Raw genomic sequence first — 18,285 nt, 5'->3', positions numbered from 1 at the left:
GACAGGCAGTGAGCACGCGCGTCCTCGTGGCGGAGGACGACCCCAAACAGGCCGCCCTGATCCGGATCTACCTGGAGAGGGAGGGCCACGCGGTCCAGGTGGTGGGGGACGGCAGGTCCGCACTGGACCGGGCCAGGGCGGCCAAGCCGCACCTCATCGTGCTGGACGTGATGATGCCCGTCGTGGACGGGCTCGACGTGTGCCGGATCCTGCGCGCCGAGTCGGACGTGCCGATCCTGCTGCTCACCGCCCGCAGTACCGAGGAGGACATGCTGCTCGGGCTGGACCTCGGCGCCGACGACTACCTCACCAAGCCTTACAGCCCACGCGAGTTGACCGCGCGGGTGCGGGCGTTGCTGCGGCGTGCCAAGGTCGTTCAGGCGGGTGAGTCCCCGGTGATCGTCGTCGGTGACGTCGAGATCGACACCGCCCGGTTCGAGGTGCGGGTCGCGGGGACGTCGGCGCCGTTGACCGCCAAGGAGTTCGGCATCCTGGAGGTGCTCGCGGGCGAGCCGGGCAGGGCGTTCACCAGGGGGCAGATCATCGACCGGGTATTCGGGTTCGACCACGACGTGCTGGAGCGCACGGTCGACGCGCACGTGATGAACCTGCGCCGCAAGCTCGGCGCGGCGTCGGTGCGGGTGGAAACGGTGTACGGGCGCGGCTATCGGCTCGCGGAACCACCGTCATGAGCTTCCGCCTGCGGGCGCTCGCGCTGATCATGCTGGTCGTGGTGGTCTCCACCGCGGTGACCGCGTGGCTGACGCTGACCCAGGCGAGCCGTCAGGTCCGCGAGTCGGTCACCGCCGGACAGCAGGAGACCAACCGGATCACGACGGACCTGCGCCGTCACGGCCAGGTGCACGGCGGATGGGACGGCGTCGACTCGCTCGTGCACGACCTCGCCACGACGACCGGGCAGCGCATCCGGCTCACCACCGGCTCCGGCGCGCTGCTCGCCGACTCCGACGTCTTGGCCGGTCAGCCCGCACGACCGGTCGCCGGCCCGCCCATCCTGGTCGACCCGCGTCCGGAGCTGGTATTCCCCGACGCACTTCCGGACAGGTCATTGCCGAAGATCGCCACAATCGCGCTGTGGCGCTATCGCAGCGCGACCGACTACGCCAGGTGCCTGACCAAGGCGGGCGTCGAGGTGACCGTGGGCACCGACGCCGACGGCATCACGGTCTTCACACCGGTGTCCGGTCACTCCGCGGGTTGTGTGCCGGCACCGCCCAGCCCTGAGGAAGAGCGAGCGGACGTGAACACCTTGGAACAGTGCCTTACCGCCGAGCGCATACGCGAATGCGTGCAGTCGGCGTTCTCGCGGCGCATCGACGCCTTCGCCCCAGCAGAGCTTCAGGTCTACCTCGGCGCACTGGACGAGAGCAGTCCTTCACTGGCCGCGGGCCCGGTCGCCGCGGTCGCCGCGGCCGTCGCCTTCGTCGCGATCCTCGGCGCACTGTTGTTGAGCCGCAGCGTACTTCGGCCGATCCGGGCGCTGACCGCCGCGTCGCGCGGTGTCGGCACGGGAGATTTGAGCCGGCGTGTGCCGGTGTCCGGCCGTGACGAGATCGCCGAACTCGGTCGGTCGTTCAACCGCATGGCCGGGGACTTGCAGGCGGCGGAGGAACGTCAGCGGCGCCTCGTCGGCGACGTGGCACATGAACTCCGCACACCGCTCGCGAACCTGCGTGGGTACCTGGAGGCCATGCGTGACGGCGTGATCGCTCCGACACCGGAGCTGGTCGAGTCGCTGCACGAGGAAGTCCTGCTACAGCAGCGAATTGTCGACGACCTGCAAGACCTGGCCCTCGCCGAAGCCGGCGCCCTGACCTATCACCGCATCGACCTGGACGCCGCCGAACTGCTTGAGGGCTGTGCGTTTCTCCACCGCCCGCTCGCCCTTCGCGCCGGCCTCGCCCTGCGGGTCGATGCGCGCGGCCCGGCCGTGGTTCACGCGGATCCGGACCGGCTGCGGCAGGTGCTGGCCAACCTGGTCACCAACGCGGTCCGCGCGACCGCACCCGGCGGCGCCGTCGTACTGGCCCTGACCGGCGACGACGAGACTGTCGTCCTCAGCGTCCGGGACAGCGGAACCGGCATCGGGGAACACGACCTGCCGCACGTGTTCGACCGGTTCTGGCGCGGAGACGCCGCTCGCGGCCGTTCGACCGGTGGCAGCGGCCTGGGGCTTGCGATCGTCCGGCAGATCGTCACCGACCACGGCGGCACTGTGGCGGTGACCAGCACACCCGGCATCGGCACGACGTTCACGATCACACTCCGCCGCGTCCGGCTTGGCAACCGACTGTGACAGGCACCGGGGTTCAGGTCAGGAGGATCGCGTTGCTCAGTGCCGCCAAGCGCCCACCGGCGTGGCGTACCTCGACTCGGACAAATGCCGACTCTTCCACGCTCATGTGCGACTCGACAGTGCCCGCTCCCGTGCCAGGCAGCGACTCGCGGTGCGCCTTTCCACGCGAGGCCTTCGTCCGCCGGCAGGAACAGGCTTTCCCGGACCGGTGTCCTGCTCACGCCGAGCGCGGCGGCCGGCTCGTTCTCCGACAGGGCCGCCCCCGGCGGCAGCTCCAGCGTCCGCACACCTCGCGGCGCACAGCGCGACGGCTGGTCTGCTTCCCGGGGGCAGCCACGTGCCCATCCTGGCCAGGGCCCATCGGCCGAAACCGCTGCTCGTTCAGCGGTAGTCGTAGCAGATCGAACCGTCGGTCTTGATGAACCGCATGGCGTCGCGGGTGATCGGGCCGTAGCTCCCGTCGATCGTGACGTAGATGTTCCTCTGCACCGCCTTCAGCGCCGCCTCGGTGCGTGGGCCGAAGTCCCCGTCCGCGGTGAGGTTCACGATCTTCTCGTCCTGGTACGGCGACACGAGGTGGAGGGCGCCGTAACACTTGATCATCGTGCGCTGGAGGTGGCGCACGATCGTGGTGTTCGCGGCCTGGCTGCGGCTGATGTGACACGTCTGGCTGCCGTTGGCGGCGGCCGGGACGTAGATCGCGATGCCGTTGATCGACCGAGCCAGCACTTTCTCGCAGAGCGGAGTCGCCGCGGCCGCCGTGCCCGTCGAGGCGACGGCGCCGATGGTGGCCATGAGCATCGCGGCAAGCCCCACGCCTGCCCGCCGAAGTACCCCTGTTGTCTTCGTCATGTCGTTCCTTTCCCCTCGTGTGAAGATCAGGCTAGGAACGAAGCGCCTCGGGTGGTGTCAGGTGAACGCTTGACAGCGACGCTCTTGACTGTGGGCCCGAGCTCGTATACATGTGCCAGTGGGCAACGCGGTGCCCGCACGAGTTCCGCGTACGCCTTCACCCCAACTCCCCCGCCCACCGGCCGCGTGCGCCGCAGCGACCAACCGGGCCAGGTCCAACACCAACGGCGCGGCCAACGACGAGTCCAGCCCGGTCCAGGTGAGCTGCAACGACATCCGCGCACCGAGGAACCCCTCGAACGACACGTGGTCCCACGCCGTCTTCTGCTCACCCAGATCCGGCACGTTGTCGATGTGCAGCGGCGCGGTGACGTCGTCCCCGAGCAACGCCGCCAGACCACGCGCCTTCGACACGATCTTGCTGTCCGCGTGCGCCGGGTCCTCCAACGTCGCCCCGTCACCACCACCGAGCAGATTCGTCCCCGCCCACGACCGCACCCGCAACGCCCGCGCGGTGAACATCGGCGCGAGCACCGTCCGCAACAACGTCTCACCCGTCTTGCCGTCACGCCCCGCGTACGGCAACCGCTCCCGACGGGCCAACTGATCAAGCGCGGCCAACGCGATACCGGTCGACGGCGTGAAGTCCACAAACGGACAACCCGCCACCAGCGCCGCGTACGCGGACACCGAACTCGGAGGCAACACCGCACGCGCCGGATCGGCCAGCGCTTCCTCCAACAACGCCAGGTCGTCGTGCTCCGGCATGGCCGGGACCGGCGGCTCCGTCGAGGACACGTTCACCACGACGACCCGCGCCAAACCGTGCCGCTCCCGGAAGTCCGCGATGTCCGCGCCGAGCCGCCGCGCGGCGTCCGCCTGACTGCCCCGGTGCGTAACCGGGTGATAGCCCTCCCGGATCTCCTCGTCCGCCGCCCGCAACCCGGCCGCGATGGGCCCGAGCAGCCGGTGCGGCACCACACCGCTGTCGGCCAACTGCTCCGCCCGTTTGACCAACGCCGTGTCGACCACATCGTGCCCGCCGACGACCAGGTCGTCCCAGCCGGGCAACGGCGCCCCGGCCAGTTCCGGTCGTTCGGTCACGCACCCGGTCGGCGGCGCCAGGCCCGCCCGCAACGCCAGCAGCCCGCTGATCGCCGTCGTCGCGACCGACCCGCGTGCGCCGATCAACCACAGCCCGGTCCTTCGTTGCACCACGGCTACTCCTGTTCACGGGTCGGTGCGGGTCAGCAGGCGTCGCGGTTCGCGTGACCGCTGATCGGTGGTGATGCGGCGTAGGCATGGGTCAGGGAATCCGGCGGTAAGTGGTATAGGCATTCCAGACGACGCTGTTGAGAGGGCTGTGGCCGCTGCCGGGCACGTTCCCAGCCCCGCACTGTGGCGCTGCTGGTACCGCAGTGTTCGCCGACCTGCGCCTGGGTTAACCCGTTCCACTGACGCAACACCCGCAACAACTCCGGCAGCTCCCCTGGCAACCAGGTCCCCGGATCCAGGAAGCTCGGCGTCCCGGCCTTGGCCAACGCCGCCAACGCCGCCAACGGCACCCGGTAGAAGGAGGCCATCAACCGGATCGCCTGCCAGGGTGGCACGACCTCACCACGTTCCCAACCACGCAGAGTCGTCCGCGAAACATCGAGCAGAGCAGCAACCTGCACCTGGGAATAACCCGCTCGCTGACGGAGACGTGCCAGTTCGCCATTCGGTCTCAGCGGGGCTGGTGCACCGCCCGTGGACTCGCGCAACGCCTCGACCAGGTCGTCGGGTTTGGTGCCGAGGCACTCGGCGAGCGGGGCCAGCAACCGGACCGGGAGTCTGGTGCCTCCCTTCTCCCAGTGGTACACCGTGCGAACGGTGACGCCCAGCGCGTCCGCGATGCGCCGAGTCGGAACGCCGAGGTTCCGGCGGAGCGTCCGCAGCCCTCGGCCCGGCAGGGTGTCGTCGACGCCGGGGTGTTCCGGTCCTTCGACGAAGAAGGCGGCCGTCTGTTGCACCGACAAGCGCAGAACGCTCGCCAACGCCGCCATGGCCTCCGGGGACGGTGTGCGCTGACGGCGTTCCCAACGCAGCAGGCACGCCGTGGTGACGCCGACCCTCTCTGCCACCGCCTGTGAGGACAACCCCAGGGCGAGCCGAACAGCTCGAAGCGACGGGGGTACCACCAACCATGGACCGTCCCCGCCCTGGGCCGGTGCACCTGTCGACACCATTGGTCACTCGCTACTGGAGAAGACGGCGTCGAAGGACGCCGTGGGTGGGTCGAAAGCATGCTTGCGCACGAATTCCAGCGCTTCGGGGGCGCCGAGGAGTCGGTCCACCCCGGCGTCTTCCCATTCAACGCCGGTGAGGTGGTTGGAGATCGTCCAGACTGTGAGGTTGTCTTTGGCGAGGATCGCCTTTCGGTCGGCGATGTAGTCGTCGTCCTCGGCGGCTCGCCAGGGGTCGAGGTGGTCGCCCCAGCAGGCGATCTCGAGGCCGTCGTAGCCCCAGTCGGCGGCCAGGCGGGCGACTTCCTCGAACGGCAGGTCGGCCCACTGGCCGGTGAACAGGGTGATCGGACGCGTCACTGGTCTCTCTCCCGGTGCCAAAGGGTCGTCGGACGGCGTGCCAGGTGCGGCTGGCGGCGCTGTCCTCGACGGCGGTCAGGACGCACTGCAGCGGCGATGCCGCAGCACACACCCAACAGCGTGTAGAGCAGCACCGTGTGCCGCCGCACGTTGATACCGGCCAGCCGGGCTGCCTCGGGATTGCCGCCGACTGCGTAGGTACGACGGCCGAACGTGGTGCGGTTGAGCACCACCCAGCCGACGACCGCCACCACGTCGATGGGCCGACGATGCGAGCGGACCCACTCCTTGCTCGGAGTGGATCCGCCGTCCCCGCCATGCCGGCAACAGGTGTAGCCGCCACCCGGCGCGGCGAAGGATTCCGCATCGGCGTCCGCTGCGCAGAGAGCGCTAAGTCATGCAGCGATCATGCGCCTACGCCACGCTCCCGGCTACCGTCCTGGGAGCGAAGCGACGTGCTGACACGAGTTCGGGAGCCGCCGTACAAGCACGGCGGCTCCCTTCCCGACGTGTCAGCTCAGCGGCTCGATCCAGATGTTGCGGTACTTCGGGTTCTCGCCGGCGTCACCGTGGTCCTGAAGCCGGATTCCACCGGGCGAGTCGTTCTCGGGGAGGCTGTGTCCCCTCGTCGTACCATCGATCTCGACATCGTTGTGGACCACCCGACCGTTCCACACCACCGTGACGCGGGCGTTGGCCACCTTGTTGCCCGCACTGTCGTACCGCGCAGCGCGGAATGTGATGTCGTAGGTCTGCCACGTCTTAGGTGCCGTGGCTGCGTTGACGTCTGGCACACGCTTGCCGTAGATGGCACCCGCGTCGTCCAAACCCGGGGTGAGGCCGAAGGAGTCGAGCACCTGGACCTCGTACCGCTCCTGCAGGTACACCCCGCTGTTGCCGCGGGCTTGCCCGGTCACCTCGGGCGGGAACTGCGGTTGCCACCACTCGACGTGCAACCGGAAGTCCCGGTATGCCTGCTTGGTGCGGATGTCCCCGCCGTAGGACTCGACGGTGTCGCCTGCCACAGGCCAGGTCGCCGGACCTCCGTCAAGGGACTCCCATGCAGTCAGGTCGTTGCCCTTGAACAGGTTTGTCCGTTCGGTCGGCGTGACGTCGATCTTGTCGAGGTTGATGTAACCGTTGTCGCCTTGGTCGTACTTGTAGGCGATGGTGTTCTTCCCGGCAGCCAGGTCAAGGGCCTCGGTGTGGGTCGACCACGAATTCCACTCGACGGTAGTAGCCAGCCGCGTCTGCCGGACCTTCACTCCGTTGACGTACACCGAGACGCTCTTGGTCCCCTTACCGCCGTGGGGCCCGTTGGAGTAGCGCAGGGCCACGTTGTGGCTGCCCGCCTGGGCTGCGTCCACTGTGAACGTGGTGGTTGCCCCTTTGTTCCAGTACCCGTCCACGAAGCCGGTACCCGAGAAACCCGGGTGGTTCGAGGCGACACCCGCGCCGGCTTCGAGGTGGGCGTTTTCAGCTTGGTACTCCTTCGTCGCTGCGCCGGGAATGGTGTTGAGGGTGTACCAAGCCTCGGTGCTCCACAGGGTTTCACCTGTCGTGGACGCGAACGGGCGCGGCGAACGGACGTGGACCACCCGGCCAGGCTTGAGGCCCGGCACCAGGACGGTCACCTTCCTGCCGTCTGCGGACAGAGTGGCCGAAGTCGCCTGCGGCCACTGTTGGTCGATCTTGGGGCCGCCGTAGTCGGTGGTCGGTTGGTAACGCCACTGCTCGAACTCGTACTTCCCTGCCAGGTCCTGCGCCGTTTCGGTCGACAACGGCTGGGTGTACTCGATCTCGAATCCACCCTTGACCGCCCTCATCGCGAGCATGTCGAACGGATTGGACCCGTTGGGAGACAGCTTCTGCAGGCCGTAGCCGAGCTTGCCGGGCTGGCCCCAGTTGCCACCTGCGCCGATGCCACCGGTGTAGATCGCGCCGTCCGGGCCGAGGGTGAGCCTGCTGACCCCGGCTTCGAGGCCTTGTGTGTGCCGGAACAACGCACCCTGGTACTGCCCGTTCACCTTCTCCAAGAAGGCGCGTTGGAGACCACCGTACGTGACGTCGCCGATGACCAGCTGGCCTTTGAACGGGCCCTCTTTCAGCAACACCGGGTTGACCGGCGAGTTCCCGATCTCGTTCTGAGGGATCCACAGGACGGGCTGGGTGACGGGTCGGTCGTCGAACGGGCCCGCCGGGTTGTTGTAGTGGTTGTAGAACCCGCCTTCCTTGATCTGGACCAGTTTCGACGACGGCAGCCAGTCACCCTGGTTGTCGGTGACGAAGATTTCACCTTCGGGACCCCACCCGATGCCGTGCGGGGTACGCAGGCCGCCGGCCACGTAGGTCACTTCACCGGTGGCCTTGTTGACCTTCACCGCGGTGCCGCGGTTGGGCGCCGGTTGCGGGTCCGTGCTGTTGCCGATGCCGCTGATCGCGACAGAGAGGTTGAGGTGGAAGAAGCCGTCGGCGTAGAGCAGCCCGAAGGCGAACTCGTGGTAGTTCCCGCCCTGTTCCCACGTGGCGATCGTGCGGTAGTCGTCGGCAACCGAATCACCGTTGCTGTCGACAAGTTCAGTCAGGCCGTCCTTTTCGGACACGTAAAGTTTGCCGTCGACGAATTTGATGCCCATGGGCTCGTTGAGACCCTGGGCGAACTTCTGCACGGTCACGTGACTCGGGTCGGTGGTGCCCGTGACGTTGCCGAGCAGGTACACCTCGCCTGCTTGCTTGTAGGTGCCACCCCAGGTGGAGATCGCGAGCCTGCCGTCGGGCAGCCAATCCATCCCCGTGACCTGCGGCTGGAAACCCGCCGGGCGCAGATTGGTCAACGTGTAACCAGGGTGGACGCCGGTCAGCGGCAGGCCGTCACCCGGGGAGTCGCGGCCGGCCTCGCATTCCTTCTTACCCGGTGCGGTGACACGCGTGACATCGGCCTCGGTGCTCAGGGCCGAGTTGGGCACGACGGTGAAGCTGTCGGCGCCTGGCGGCTGCCACTCCAGAAGGAGCCGCTGGTCGTACAGCCGGTCGAAGTGGGTGATCCTCAACGGGTGGTAGCCGGCGGTCAGGTCGATCGAGCCGACGACGGATGTCGCCGCATGCACCCCGTCGTGGAGGATCACCGTCTTGTCACCGATGTAGAGGCGGGAGCCGTCGTCACTGGTGAGCCGGAATGTGTAGGCGCCCGCGGTCGGGACGTTGAGGTTGGCCGTCGTCTCCGACAGGAAGCGATCTTTGATCCCGAAATCGTCGGAAGAGCTCCAGTCGATTGTGGACATCAGTTTATCGACGTTGGGAGTCTGCCCCGCCTTGAGCTTGCACAGCTTGTCCAGGTCGACCTGCAGGTCGAACACGCGCAGGGTCACACCGGACTGCTGCGGCGGCAAATCCTGTTGAGCCTGCGCCGAAGGCGGGACAATCGCCAAACTCGTACCTACCGCGAGCAGGGCCGCGGCAATCGGCAACGACTTGTTTGACGGTCGCCTCACCGGTCGGCGAACCGAAAACGGCATACTTGTCTCCAGATCATCAGTGGTCGAACGCGAACGGAGGTGGACGCATGCCGGCCCGAATGTGCCGGTCATTCGACGGACACGCGCTGATCCACTAACCAACCACAGGCGTGAAGAGGCGCGACGTCGACTCCTGCCTGTTCAGCGTCCGTCGAGCAGACGGACCTGAGCACTGAACCGCACAGGCGGTCGAAAGGCCACTCGCAGCCCTTATGCGCAGTACACCGGTCTTCAAGTTCGGACCGAGTAACCGCGGCATCGAAGTGCTCCAGAGTGATGACACGCCGGTCTTCCGACCCGGAGTCCGGTCGCAGTCGGGCCACGAAACGCGCAGCACATCGTTAAGCGAGCTCGACATTGAGTCAGTCCTCCGCGCGGGCAGCAATTCCCGGAGACAGGTTTCGATAGCCCCCCTACGTTATGCAGGTGATTTGTCGCCGGTCAAGAAGACCCAGGACGACACGGCCGGTCAGTTTCGCATCTGGCCAGCCGTCGCGCCCTGGTGGAGCTTGCTGCGTCCCGTTCCGATACGTCGTCCGAGCGCCGGCCGGCCGGCGCCGGTTCTTCACGCGGTAAATGTCGTGCGCCCGGCCGTGGAATGCGACCACCTCGGGCTCCCACCTGGTCGGCCGGACGGCCTTGTCGCGCGTCGTGTCGCGCAATTCGAATCGCCGACAAGCACACGACTGCGGATCCGGACAGCGCCGTCGCGATCCGGCATGACGGTCAAGGCGGCGATGGCCCCGCCGTTGCTCTGCGCCCCCACCGGCGACCACCAGGTTGGGCGACGCCTGCGACGCGTCCAAGCCGGTGTCCTGATTGGCTTTCAGCACCACCCGTGTCCCCGGCGGCGAAACACACGGGCAGGACCAGTCCCTCCGCAGCCAAGGCGGCGGTCACGCGGCGACTGAACGGGGAGGCCTTCATGACGTAGTCCCTCCAGGCGGCGGCGTTGCAACTGGAATCGTCCATCTGCCATCGAACCGGTTCGACCTGAGCGATGTTTCGACAACGTATCCGCACGGAGCTACCAGCGCAATACTCCACTGTCAGTAAAGCCAAGACCGTCGAACCGGTTGGCAACCGAGCGCATGACCGCTCGCCCGCACCACGTCGCCGAGGTGGACATGGGGAGCTGATTGGTCCCCTGGTGGTCCGGGATCAACCACCTCAGTCCGGAGATGACCTCGGCCTCCTGCACCTGCACGCTCACCGAGCCACCCGGGCTGATCCGGGTGAGACCGGCCCTCACCGCCTGGCGGCTCCTCGACGATGGGTGACCCGTCAGCGGTCCATCGCGGTCAGGATCTTCAGAAGGTCGGCCACGAGCTGCTCCTCGGGCAAGGCGACCGGATCGGTGGTGCCGTCGGCGAACCTGGCTCCGGTCAGGTAGAACCGGTAGTAGATGTTGTCCTGCACGTACGCGGCCTTGATCCAGGCGGAGCTCTTCCCGTCCGCGCCTTCCTGTTTGGTGTAGACCATGTAGCCGGACGTGCCCACCGGCAGCGAGTACAGCGGGCCCTGGGTGCTCTTCCGCTTGTCACCCGACTGGGGTTTCTCGGCCGCCTGCTCGAAGATCGTGAGCAGGTCCCGTCCGAGTTCACCGCTGGCGGACAGTTTCTGGTTGGCGCTGAAGTCTCGCACCGTCACCTCCAGGCGGTGGAGGATCCGCTTCTGGTGGTAGTCGGCGGCGTGGTCGTAGTGGCACAGGACGGTGCTGGTGCTCGACGCGACGTCCGCCTTCTTCAGCTTCATGACCAGCTGCTGGGCCGCGGTGGTGATCGCGGCGCACTGCCCGTCGGCGCCGTCGCCTTCGGCCAGTCGTGGCTTCTTCAGCGGGGGCAGCCCCGGGTACTCCTGCGTCGGAGCCGGCTTGATCCGCGGCGCGCCGGCCGAGCCGTCGCCGTTCATGGCCTTGACGATGTCGACCGCTTCGCCGTAGAGCTCCGCCTCGGGCATCGCGTCGTTCGGCTGGTCGCCGCTGAGGTTGCGGATGCTGCCGTTGATCTCCATGACGACCGTGTCGTCGCCCGACCGGAAGCCGACCGTGGCCAGCGAGTGCTTGTCCGGGTTGCCCTTGAACTCGCTGTGCGCGAAGAATCCCTCATCGCCTGAGGGGAACTCGGTCAACTCGCTGAGCACGAAGGATTCGCGGGCGGTGGGCTTCTCCCGGAACCGGGTGATGCTGTCGATCTTGAGGCGGTAGCCGCGGTCGGCGTCCGCGCCGCGGATCACGAAGATCCCGACGCTCAGGTGCGTGGTGCCGTCCTTCAGCACGGAGGCGGCCGGTGTGTCGAAGAAGCACGTGATGCCGAACTTCGAGCTGCTGCCGGCGCGTTCGTAGCCGCGCGCGGTCATGATCTTGCCGAGCGACTCGCACACGGCGTCCGGCCCGGCGTCGTAGCCGAGTTTGCCCAGGTCGGGGAAGGCCACCTCCTCGGCACCGGGTCGCTCGGCGAAGTCCGGCCCGCCACCCGACCCGCCGCCGGTGTAGAGCACGACACCCGTCACCGCGGCGGCGACGACCACGACCACACCGGCGATCGCGAGGAAGACCTTGCCCTTCGTGCCTCGCTTGGGTGGTCGCCGGCCTTCCTGCGGCGCGCCGGGGTAGCCGCCACCGGGATACGGCGCCGCGTGCTGGGACGGGTGCTGAGGGTACGGCTGCGCCGGTTGCGGTCGGCCTTGGTACCCGTGGTGCGGCTGCCCGTGATGCGGCTGCCCTTGGTACGGCTGCCAAGGTGGCTGCTGGTTGCTCATGAAGCCGATTTCCTGCCGTCTTTGTTCCGGTGACCAGTGTCCGGGTGGTACGGATCGCAGGCATGGAGCCACCCGTACGGGCGAGCCTAGAAACCCCATGCACGCGGTGGTGTCCGGTGAACACCCGACACGCCGCGACGAGCGGCACGACGCTGCTGGTCCTGTCCGCCTGTTCGACTCGGGCGGTGGATCGCTGTCCCGTCACCGCCTGCCGATCCTGCCCGGTCCGTCCACAATGCACACCGTCCACCAAGCGGCCGCCGCCACCGGAGTCCGCCGCAGCCGCTACACCAGGCTGACCAAGACCCGCCTCGCCCATGTCTTCGCCGCCACCGCCCTCAACCTGATCCGCCTGGACGCACGGTGGAACGGCACCTCACCGGACAGCGGAGCACCAGCCACCTCGCCAGACTCCACCTCGCCGCACAGCCGAATTGGGCAACAGAGACCGACAGGTGTTTCGTCACGCGGTGGTGGTCGGTATCCAGACCCGCATCGGTCCGGGCGTGCGGTTGCCCCACAGGAAGTAGGGAACGGCGGCGAAGGTGATCGGGGTGGAGGTGGTCGCAGGGCTGGTGGGGTCGATCCGGACGTCCTCGAGCATGACGTGCCCGACTGGTCACATAGGGTGAATGATGTTTCAGGACGAGGAGGTGGACCGGTGCCTGGGAACCGCACGGAGCAGGGAAGACGGCGCGTCGGCATCGTGGACGTGGCCGCCGCCGCGGGCGTGTCGAGGCAGACCGTGTCCAACGTCCTCAACGGCCGCGACGAGTACTACTCCGCCGCGACCTACGAAAAGGTCACCAGCGCCATGCACGAGCTGGGCTACCAGCCCAACCGCGCCGCGCAGACCCTGCGCTCACGGCGCTCCATGCAGATCGGCTACCACATCTTCGGCGAGCAGCTCGACCGGGCACAGGGATTCACCCTGCACTTCCTGCTCGCCCTGGTGAAGGCCGGCGCCGACGTCGACCACCAGGTGCTCGTCTTCACCCACCACCACGAGGACCCCCTTGGCGTGTTCAAGGAGCTCGCGGCCCGGCACGCCGTGGACGCGGTGGTGCTGTCCGAGTCCGGTGTGGAGGACGAGCGGGCCCGCTTCCTGGCCGACAGCAACATCCCCTTCGCCTCTTTCGGCCGCCTCGCCCCGGACCTGCCCCAGCACTGGGTGGACGTGGACAACGCCGCGACGGCGGCGCCGTCGGCCTGGTCACCGAACCCACCCTCACCACCGCCCGCATCCCCGTCGAACGCATCACCCGCGAACTGATCGCCCGCTGCCTGCGCCAGGTCGAACACGGCCACGACGACGAACCCGGCCTCCTGCTGCCCACCGACCTGGTACGCGGCGGCAGCGCCTGACAAGCCACGCCGCGAACGCCCCGGAAGCCAACCGCCGGTCACGCCGTGCTTGAACACAGGGACAGCTCTCCGCCGCATCACACGAGCGCTGAGCGCGAACGGTCACGGTGCCTCGACCGCGCCGGCGGGCACCTGCCGTGCTCCGTCCTCGGAGCGGCCGTGGCCGAGTATCAGCTCGCTCTGCAGGACGAGGATCGCCCCGCCGATCGCGGCCGCGTCCGACCCGTTCACCGACGGCACCACCCGCACCGGGTGGGCCTTGCGGGCGAACAACCGGCGGTCCAGCTCTCGTTGGATCACGGCCTGGTAGATCGAGCCCGCCACCGCGAAGCTCTGTCCGGCCAGGACGATCGTGTCCAGGTCGAACAGGGTCGCCACGGTGACCGCGGCGTGACCGATGTAGCGCGCCGACCGCTCGACGAGTTCGCGGGCCTCGGGATCGCCGGCGTTCGCGGCGGCCGCGATCCGTGCGAACTCGGTCAGGAAGTCGTCGGCGGCCGGGTCGAGCGCCAGTCGCCGGGCGAGGTCCGGCATCGCCAGCGCCTGCCGCACCAGGGCCGATGGGCCGGCGTAGTTCTCCAGGCACCCGACGTTGCCGCACGGGCATTCGTCGCCGTTGACGTCGATTGAGATGTGGCCGATCTCCGCGGTGTTCGACGTGCTGCCCCGGTACACCTCGCCGGCGACCACCACCCCGCCGCCGATCCCGGTGGCCATGTAGAAGCAGCCATAGGTGCTCTGCGGGTCCACCGCACCCATCCAGTACTCGCCGATGGCCGCCGCGGCGGCGTCGTTGTCGAGCAGCACGGGCAGGTCCAGGCTCTCCGCGAGGCGCGGCGCGACGGGGTAGTCGTACCAGTCCTCGGTGGGCTGCGGCGTCAACAGCACACCCGCACCCCGGTCCTGCGGACCGTAACTGACCAGGCCGACCCCGAGCACCTTCTCCCGGTCGACGCCCGCCGTCGTCAGCAGGGTGTCCACTCGGGACGCCACGAGCGGCAACGCCTGCTCCGGCGGCATCGACGACACGCCGTGGAACGACGTGCGCGCCACCGGTCGGCCGGCCAGGTCGACGACCACGATGACGCAGGCGTTGCGCTCGAGTTGCACTCCGACGCTGTAGCGGGCGGGCGGGTTGAGCTGGACCATCGTGCGCGGCTTGCCACCCGTCGGCGCACCACGACCGGCCTCGACGACCAGGCCGTCGCCCAGGAGCTCGCGCACGACGTCGGAGATCGTCGCCCCGGTGAGACCGGTCGCCGTCGCGAGCTCCACCCGGCTGATCGAGCGCGCCGCTCTGATCACGTCCAGCACCACGCCTCGCGTCTTCGGCCGGCTTGCCCAGACCGGGCTTCTCGCCACGATTTCCTCCTTCACCGCACCCTTTCGCCAGGCTACTTCACTTAGCCCATCCCCGGCCCACCGGGTCGCCCACCGTCACTGCCTTCAGGTGCCACCATCAGCGCTTTCTGTTTCAAAGGCAACCTAAAGAAGGGTGGCGTGGCTGGCTTGGCAGTCGCTGCCGGCGACGGTCCCGAACTCGGCCGCGCCGCCCGGCGGCGTCGCCAACGCGTCATCGCTCAACGGGCGGTGGTCAACTCCGGAAGGCATCCATCGGCATGCCGTGGGGTCGTCACACCTGTTCCGAGTCCCACTTCGTGGTGTCGTCCGCGGCGGCCTCGACCGGTTCGTAGTCGAACCAGTCGAAGTGGACGGCGCCGCTCGACGCGTACATGCCGATCACCCGTCCGGTGAAGCCCCCGGCCACCTCGGTCGAGAGGTAGCGGCCGTCCAGGCGGGCCAGCTCGGTGCGAGTGCCATCCGGTCGGACGACGCCGAGGGTCACCGTGTCGGGACCGTTGTGGGAGTCGGTCGGCGTCCGGGGCTCGGCGATCGCGATCTCCAGCACCACCTCGCCCGGTCCCGCCTGCGCGGACCCCACCAGGGACCGCAGCGGCCCGATCCGGGCATAGGCGCTCACCTGCCCGTCGGCCACCTCGATCGCGTAGTGGTGCCGTTCGTCCAGCCGCACCACCAGGCCGCCGCTGCCCTCGGTGGCGTCGATCGCGGCGCGGGCGCGGCACGACAGGTGCTGCTGACGGCGGCCGACGAAGGTGACGTCCGGATCGTCCGGCGAACCGCCCTCGGCGCGGAGGGTGAGCCACCCGGGTCGGGCCTCGGTGGTGCAGTGGTCGGCGGGCCGGTGGCGCAGGGAGATCCAGCGGGGGTGCAGGTCGGACTTGTCGAAGTCGTCCCGGACGGGCTCGGTGGCGGTGGGGTGCGGTGACGTGGGTGAGTCGGTCCCCGGCTCGCCGACGACGGGCCACCCGTCGACCCAGCGCACCGGCGCGAGGAAGGTCTCCCGACCCAGCACGTGCCAGCCGGGCGTCCCCCCGCGCGGGCGCACGCCGAGCAGCACCATCCACCACGAGCCGTCGGGCGCCTGCACGAGGTCTGCGTGCCCGGTGTTCTGGATGGGGTGATCGGTGCCCCGATGGGTCAGGATCGGGTTGTCCGGACAGGGTTCGAACGGGCCGTTGACCGTGGGGCCGCGGGCGATCAAGGCCGCGTGACCGCGTTCGGTGCCGCCCTCGGCGATCATCAGGTACAAGTGGTCGCCGATCTTGTACAGGTGCGGCGCCTCGGGGGCGTGGGCGCCCGGTGTGCCGGACCAGAGCGCACGGGGTTCTCCCAGAGTCTCGCCGGTGGTCGGGTCGATGCGGACCTGGCCGACGCCGGCGTAGGTGCACCAGCAGTTGCCGTCCTCGTCCCAGGCCAGGTCGGGGTCGATGCCGTGGACGTCGGGCAGCCGCACCGGGTCGGACCAGGGACCCGCCGGGTCCTCCGTGTGGAACAGCAGGTTGCCGTCGCCCGCGACGTTGGTGACGATCAGCCAGAACCGGCCGTCGTGGTGGCGCAGCGTCGGGGCGTAGATCCCGCTGGAGGCGGCCGTGCCGGCGGGCAGTCGGAGTTGGCCCGGCCGGTCCAGCGCGTTGCCGATCTGGACCCAGTCGGTCAGGTTCCGGCTGTGGAAGATCGGGACGCCGGGGAAGTACTCGAAGCTGGAGCAGGCGAGGTAGTAGTCCTCACCCGCGCGGCAGACGCTCGGGTCGGGGTGCATGCCGGGGATGATCGGCTTGTTCATCTCACCTTTTCCTGAAGACGTGCGCGGACCACGGTTCCATGGAGATCCGGCCGTTCACGATCGATGGTTCGTCGACGTTGGACAGCAGCAGGTCGACGGCGGACCAGTCGCCGTCCAGTGCCGCGGTGTGCGGTGTGCCGCTGAGGTTGGCCACGACGAGCAGTCGGTCGTCGTTCAGCGTGCGTTCGTAGGCGTAGAGGTGCGGGTGGTCGGCCAGGAGCATCCGGAAGTCGCCGTGGGCGATGACGGGGAGCGCGTGGCGCAGTTCGATGAGCTTGCGGTAGTGGTTGAAGACGGAGCGAGGGTCGTCGTACTGGGCGGCGGCGTTGAGCCAGGTGTGGTTGGGGTTGACCGCGAGCCACGGTTGGCCGGTGGTGAACCCGGCCTGCGGGCTTGCGTCCCATTGCACGGGGGTGCGGGCGTTGTCGCGGCCCATGGTGCGCAGGCCGCGCAGCACCGACTCCGGGTCGCCGCCCGCGGCGATGGCCTCGGCGTAGTGGTTGAGGGATTCGATGTCGCGCATCTCGTGCACGCCGGCGAACGGCGCGTTGGTCATGCCCAGCTCCTCGCCCTGGTAGACGTAGGGCGTGCCGCGGTGCAGGTGCAGCACGGTGGCCCAGGCGGTGGCGGATTCGCGCCAGTGCTCGCCGTCGTCGCCGAACCGGGACACCACGCGGGGCTGGTCGTGGTTGCACCAGTAGAGGCTGTTCCAGCCGACCTCGCTCAACTCCTCCTGCCAACGCCCCATCGAGGCTTTGAGGTCGCGCAGGTCCAGCGGGCGCAGGTCGAACTTGCCGCCGGGGCCGTGGTCGAGGCAGACGTGGTCGAACTGGAACACCATGTCCAGCTCGCGCCGTGCCGGGTCGGTGAACAGCCGGGCGTCTGCCCAGGTGACGCCGGGCGTCTCCCCCACGGTCAGCAGGTCGCCGGACCGGCCGTCGAACACCTCCCGGTGCATCTCCTGGAGGAATTCGTGGACGCGCGGTCCGTTGCTGAAGTGCGGGAACCCGTCGCCGAGGCCGCCGGCGCCGGTCGTCGCGCCGTCGGGAAGGGCGGGGTCCTTGGAGATCAGGCTGATGACGTCCATCCGGAAGCCGTCCACGCCCCGGTCCAGCCACCACCTCATCATCGAGTACACCTCCTGCCGGACCTCCGGGTTTTCCCAGTTCAGGTCCGGCTGCCGGGGTGCGAACAGGTGCAGGTAGTACTCGCCGGTCGCCTCGTCGAGGGTCCAGGTCGGGCCGGAGAAGTACGACTGCCAGTTCGTCGGTTCGGCGCCCGGCTGCCCGGCTTCGAACCCTTCCCGCGGCCGGCGCCACCAGTACCAGTCGCGCTTGGGGTTGTGCTTGGAGGAGCGGGACTCGACGAACCAGGGGTGTTCGTCGGAGGTGTGGTTGACCACCAGGTCCATCACCAGCTTCATGCCGCGGGCGTGCGCCTCGGCGACCAGCCGGTCGAAGTCCTCCAAGGTGCCGAACAGCGGGTCGATCGCCTGGTAGTCGGCGATGTCGTAGCCGTTGTCGGCCTGTGGCGAGGCGTAGACGGGCGACAGCCAGATCACGTCGACGCCCAACCGCTCCAGGTGTTCCAACCGCGACGTGATGCCGTTGAGATCACCTACACCGTCGCCGTCGGAGTCGGCGAAGCTGCGCGGGTAGACCTGGTAGACCACGGCCGAGGTCCACCACGGGGCGGTGTCCAGTGTGGGGCTGACCGTCTGGTCGAGAGTCATGGATGTCCTAAATG

The 18,285-nt window shown here is 68.5% G+C and carries 12 protein-coding genes and 3 pseudogenes; 3 read left to right on the top strand and 12 right to left on the bottom strand.

Features of this window, described 5'->3' with window-relative positions; all coding sequences use genetic code 11:
* Positions 1-8 precede the first annotated feature (8 nt).
* Together F4560_RS04125 and F4560_RS04120 are read left to right on the top strand one after the other, a co-directional pair.
* Positions 9-692, top strand: a complete 684-nt coding sequence (locus tag F4560_RS04125) for a response regulator transcription factor (RefSeq protein ID WP_184916420.1) — start codon at positions 9-11, stop codon at positions 690-692.
* A complete protein-coding gene (locus F4560_RS04120) occupies positions 689-2,317 on the top strand; it encodes a sensor histidine kinase (protein ID WP_184916417.1) in 1,629 nt (542 codons plus the stop codon). The genes F4560_RS04125 and F4560_RS04120 overlap by 4 nt, the downstream gene beginning before the upstream one ends.
* Before the next feature lie 221 nt (positions 2,318-2,538).
* Here F4560_RS04120 and F4560_RS45935 read toward each other — a convergent pair.
* The 9 genes and pseudogenes from F4560_RS45935 to F4560_RS04075 all read right to left on the bottom strand — a co-directional run.
* Positions 2,539-2,604: pseudogene (locus F4560_RS45935) on the bottom strand (hypothetical protein); the annotation flags it as partial.
* 94 nt (positions 2,605-2,698) lie between these two features.
* Positions 2,699-3,169, bottom strand: coding sequence for a peptidoglycan-binding domain-containing protein (locus F4560_RS04110; RefSeq protein ID WP_184916414.1), 471 nt, complete (start codon positions 3,167-3,169; stop codon positions 2,699-2,701).
* 57 nt (positions 3,170-3,226) lie between these two features.
* Positions 3,227-4,387 (bottom strand): inositol-3-phosphate synthase, encoded by a 1,161-nt coding sequence (locus F4560_RS04105; RefSeq protein WP_312868396.1) that lies wholly within the window; start codon positions 4,385-4,387, stop codon positions 3,227-3,229.
* A 29-nt stretch (positions 4,388-4,416) separates the two neighbouring features.
* The gene (locus F4560_RS04100; RefSeq protein WP_246477718.1) at positions 4,417-5,397 is read right to left on the bottom strand and encodes a helix-turn-helix domain-containing protein; all 981 of its coding nucleotides are present in this window, start codon (positions 5,395-5,397) and stop codon (positions 4,417-4,419) included.
* A gap of 102 nt (positions 5,398-5,499) precedes the next feature.
* Positions 5,500-5,754, bottom strand: a pseudogene (locus F4560_RS44020) (sugar phosphate isomerase/epimerase); the annotation flags it as partial.
* Between the two features lie 89 nt (positions 5,755-5,843).
* Positions 5,844-6,008, bottom strand: a pseudogene (locus F4560_RS04090) (ABC transporter permease subunit); the annotation flags it as partial.
* A gap of 258 nt (positions 6,009-6,266) precedes the next feature.
* The gene (locus tag F4560_RS04085; protein ID WP_184928886.1) at positions 6,267-9,269 is read right to left on the bottom strand and encodes a 3-keto-alpha-glucoside-1,2-lyase-like domain-containing protein; all 3,003 of its coding nucleotides are present in this window, start codon (positions 9,267-9,269) and stop codon (positions 6,267-6,269) included.
* Between the two features lie 1,284 nt (positions 9,270-10,553).
* On the bottom strand, positions 10,554-12,029 hold the full coding sequence (locus F4560_RS04080) for a proline-rich domain-containing protein (protein WP_184916406.1): 1,476 nt from the start codon (positions 12,027-12,029) through the stop codon (positions 10,554-10,556).
* Positions 12,030-12,492: 463 nt separating this feature from the next.
* Positions 12,493-12,633, bottom strand: a complete 141-nt coding sequence (locus F4560_RS04075) for a hypothetical protein (RefSeq protein WP_184916403.1) — start codon at positions 12,631-12,633, stop codon at positions 12,493-12,495.
* 57 nt (positions 12,634-12,690) lie between these two features.
* On the opposite strand from F4560_RS04075, the gene F4560_RS04070 reads away from it, so the two are divergent.
* On the top strand, positions 12,691-13,302 hold the full coding sequence (locus F4560_RS04070; protein WP_184916400.1) for a LacI family DNA-binding transcriptional regulator: 612 nt from the start codon (positions 12,691-12,693) through the stop codon (positions 13,300-13,302).
* A 194-nt stretch (positions 13,303-13,496) separates the two neighbouring features.
* On the opposite strand, the gene F4560_RS04065 is transcribed toward F4560_RS04070, so the two are convergent.
* The 3 genes from F4560_RS04065 to F4560_RS04055 all read right to left on the bottom strand — a co-directional run bounded on the left by F4560_RS04065 (position 13,497) and on the right by F4560_RS04055 (position 18,271).
* Positions 13,497-14,756, bottom strand: coding sequence for an ROK family protein (locus tag F4560_RS04065; protein ID WP_184916397.1), 1,260 nt, complete (start codon positions 14,754-14,756; stop codon positions 13,497-13,499).
* 271 nt (positions 14,757-15,027) lie between these two features.
* Positions 15,028-16,539 (bottom strand): glycoside hydrolase family 43 protein, encoded by a 1,512-nt coding sequence (locus F4560_RS04060; RefSeq protein ID WP_184916394.1) that lies wholly within the window; start codon positions 16,537-16,539, stop codon positions 15,028-15,030.
* Between the two features lies 1 nt (position 16,540).
* Positions 16,541-18,271, bottom strand: coding sequence for a glycoside hydrolase family 13 protein (locus F4560_RS04055; protein WP_184916391.1), 1,731 nt, complete (start codon positions 18,269-18,271; stop codon positions 16,541-16,543).
* Positions 18,272-18,285: the final 14 nt, after the last annotated feature.

Origin of the sequence: Saccharothrix ecbatanensis, from assembly GCF_014205015.1 — a bacterium.
GTDB lineage: Bacteria > Actinomycetota > Actinomycetes > Mycobacteriales > Pseudonocardiaceae > Actinosynnema > Actinosynnema ecbatanense.
Note: the sequence above shows the minus strand (reverse complement) of the source record. Positions and strands in the feature narration are given on the sequence as shown.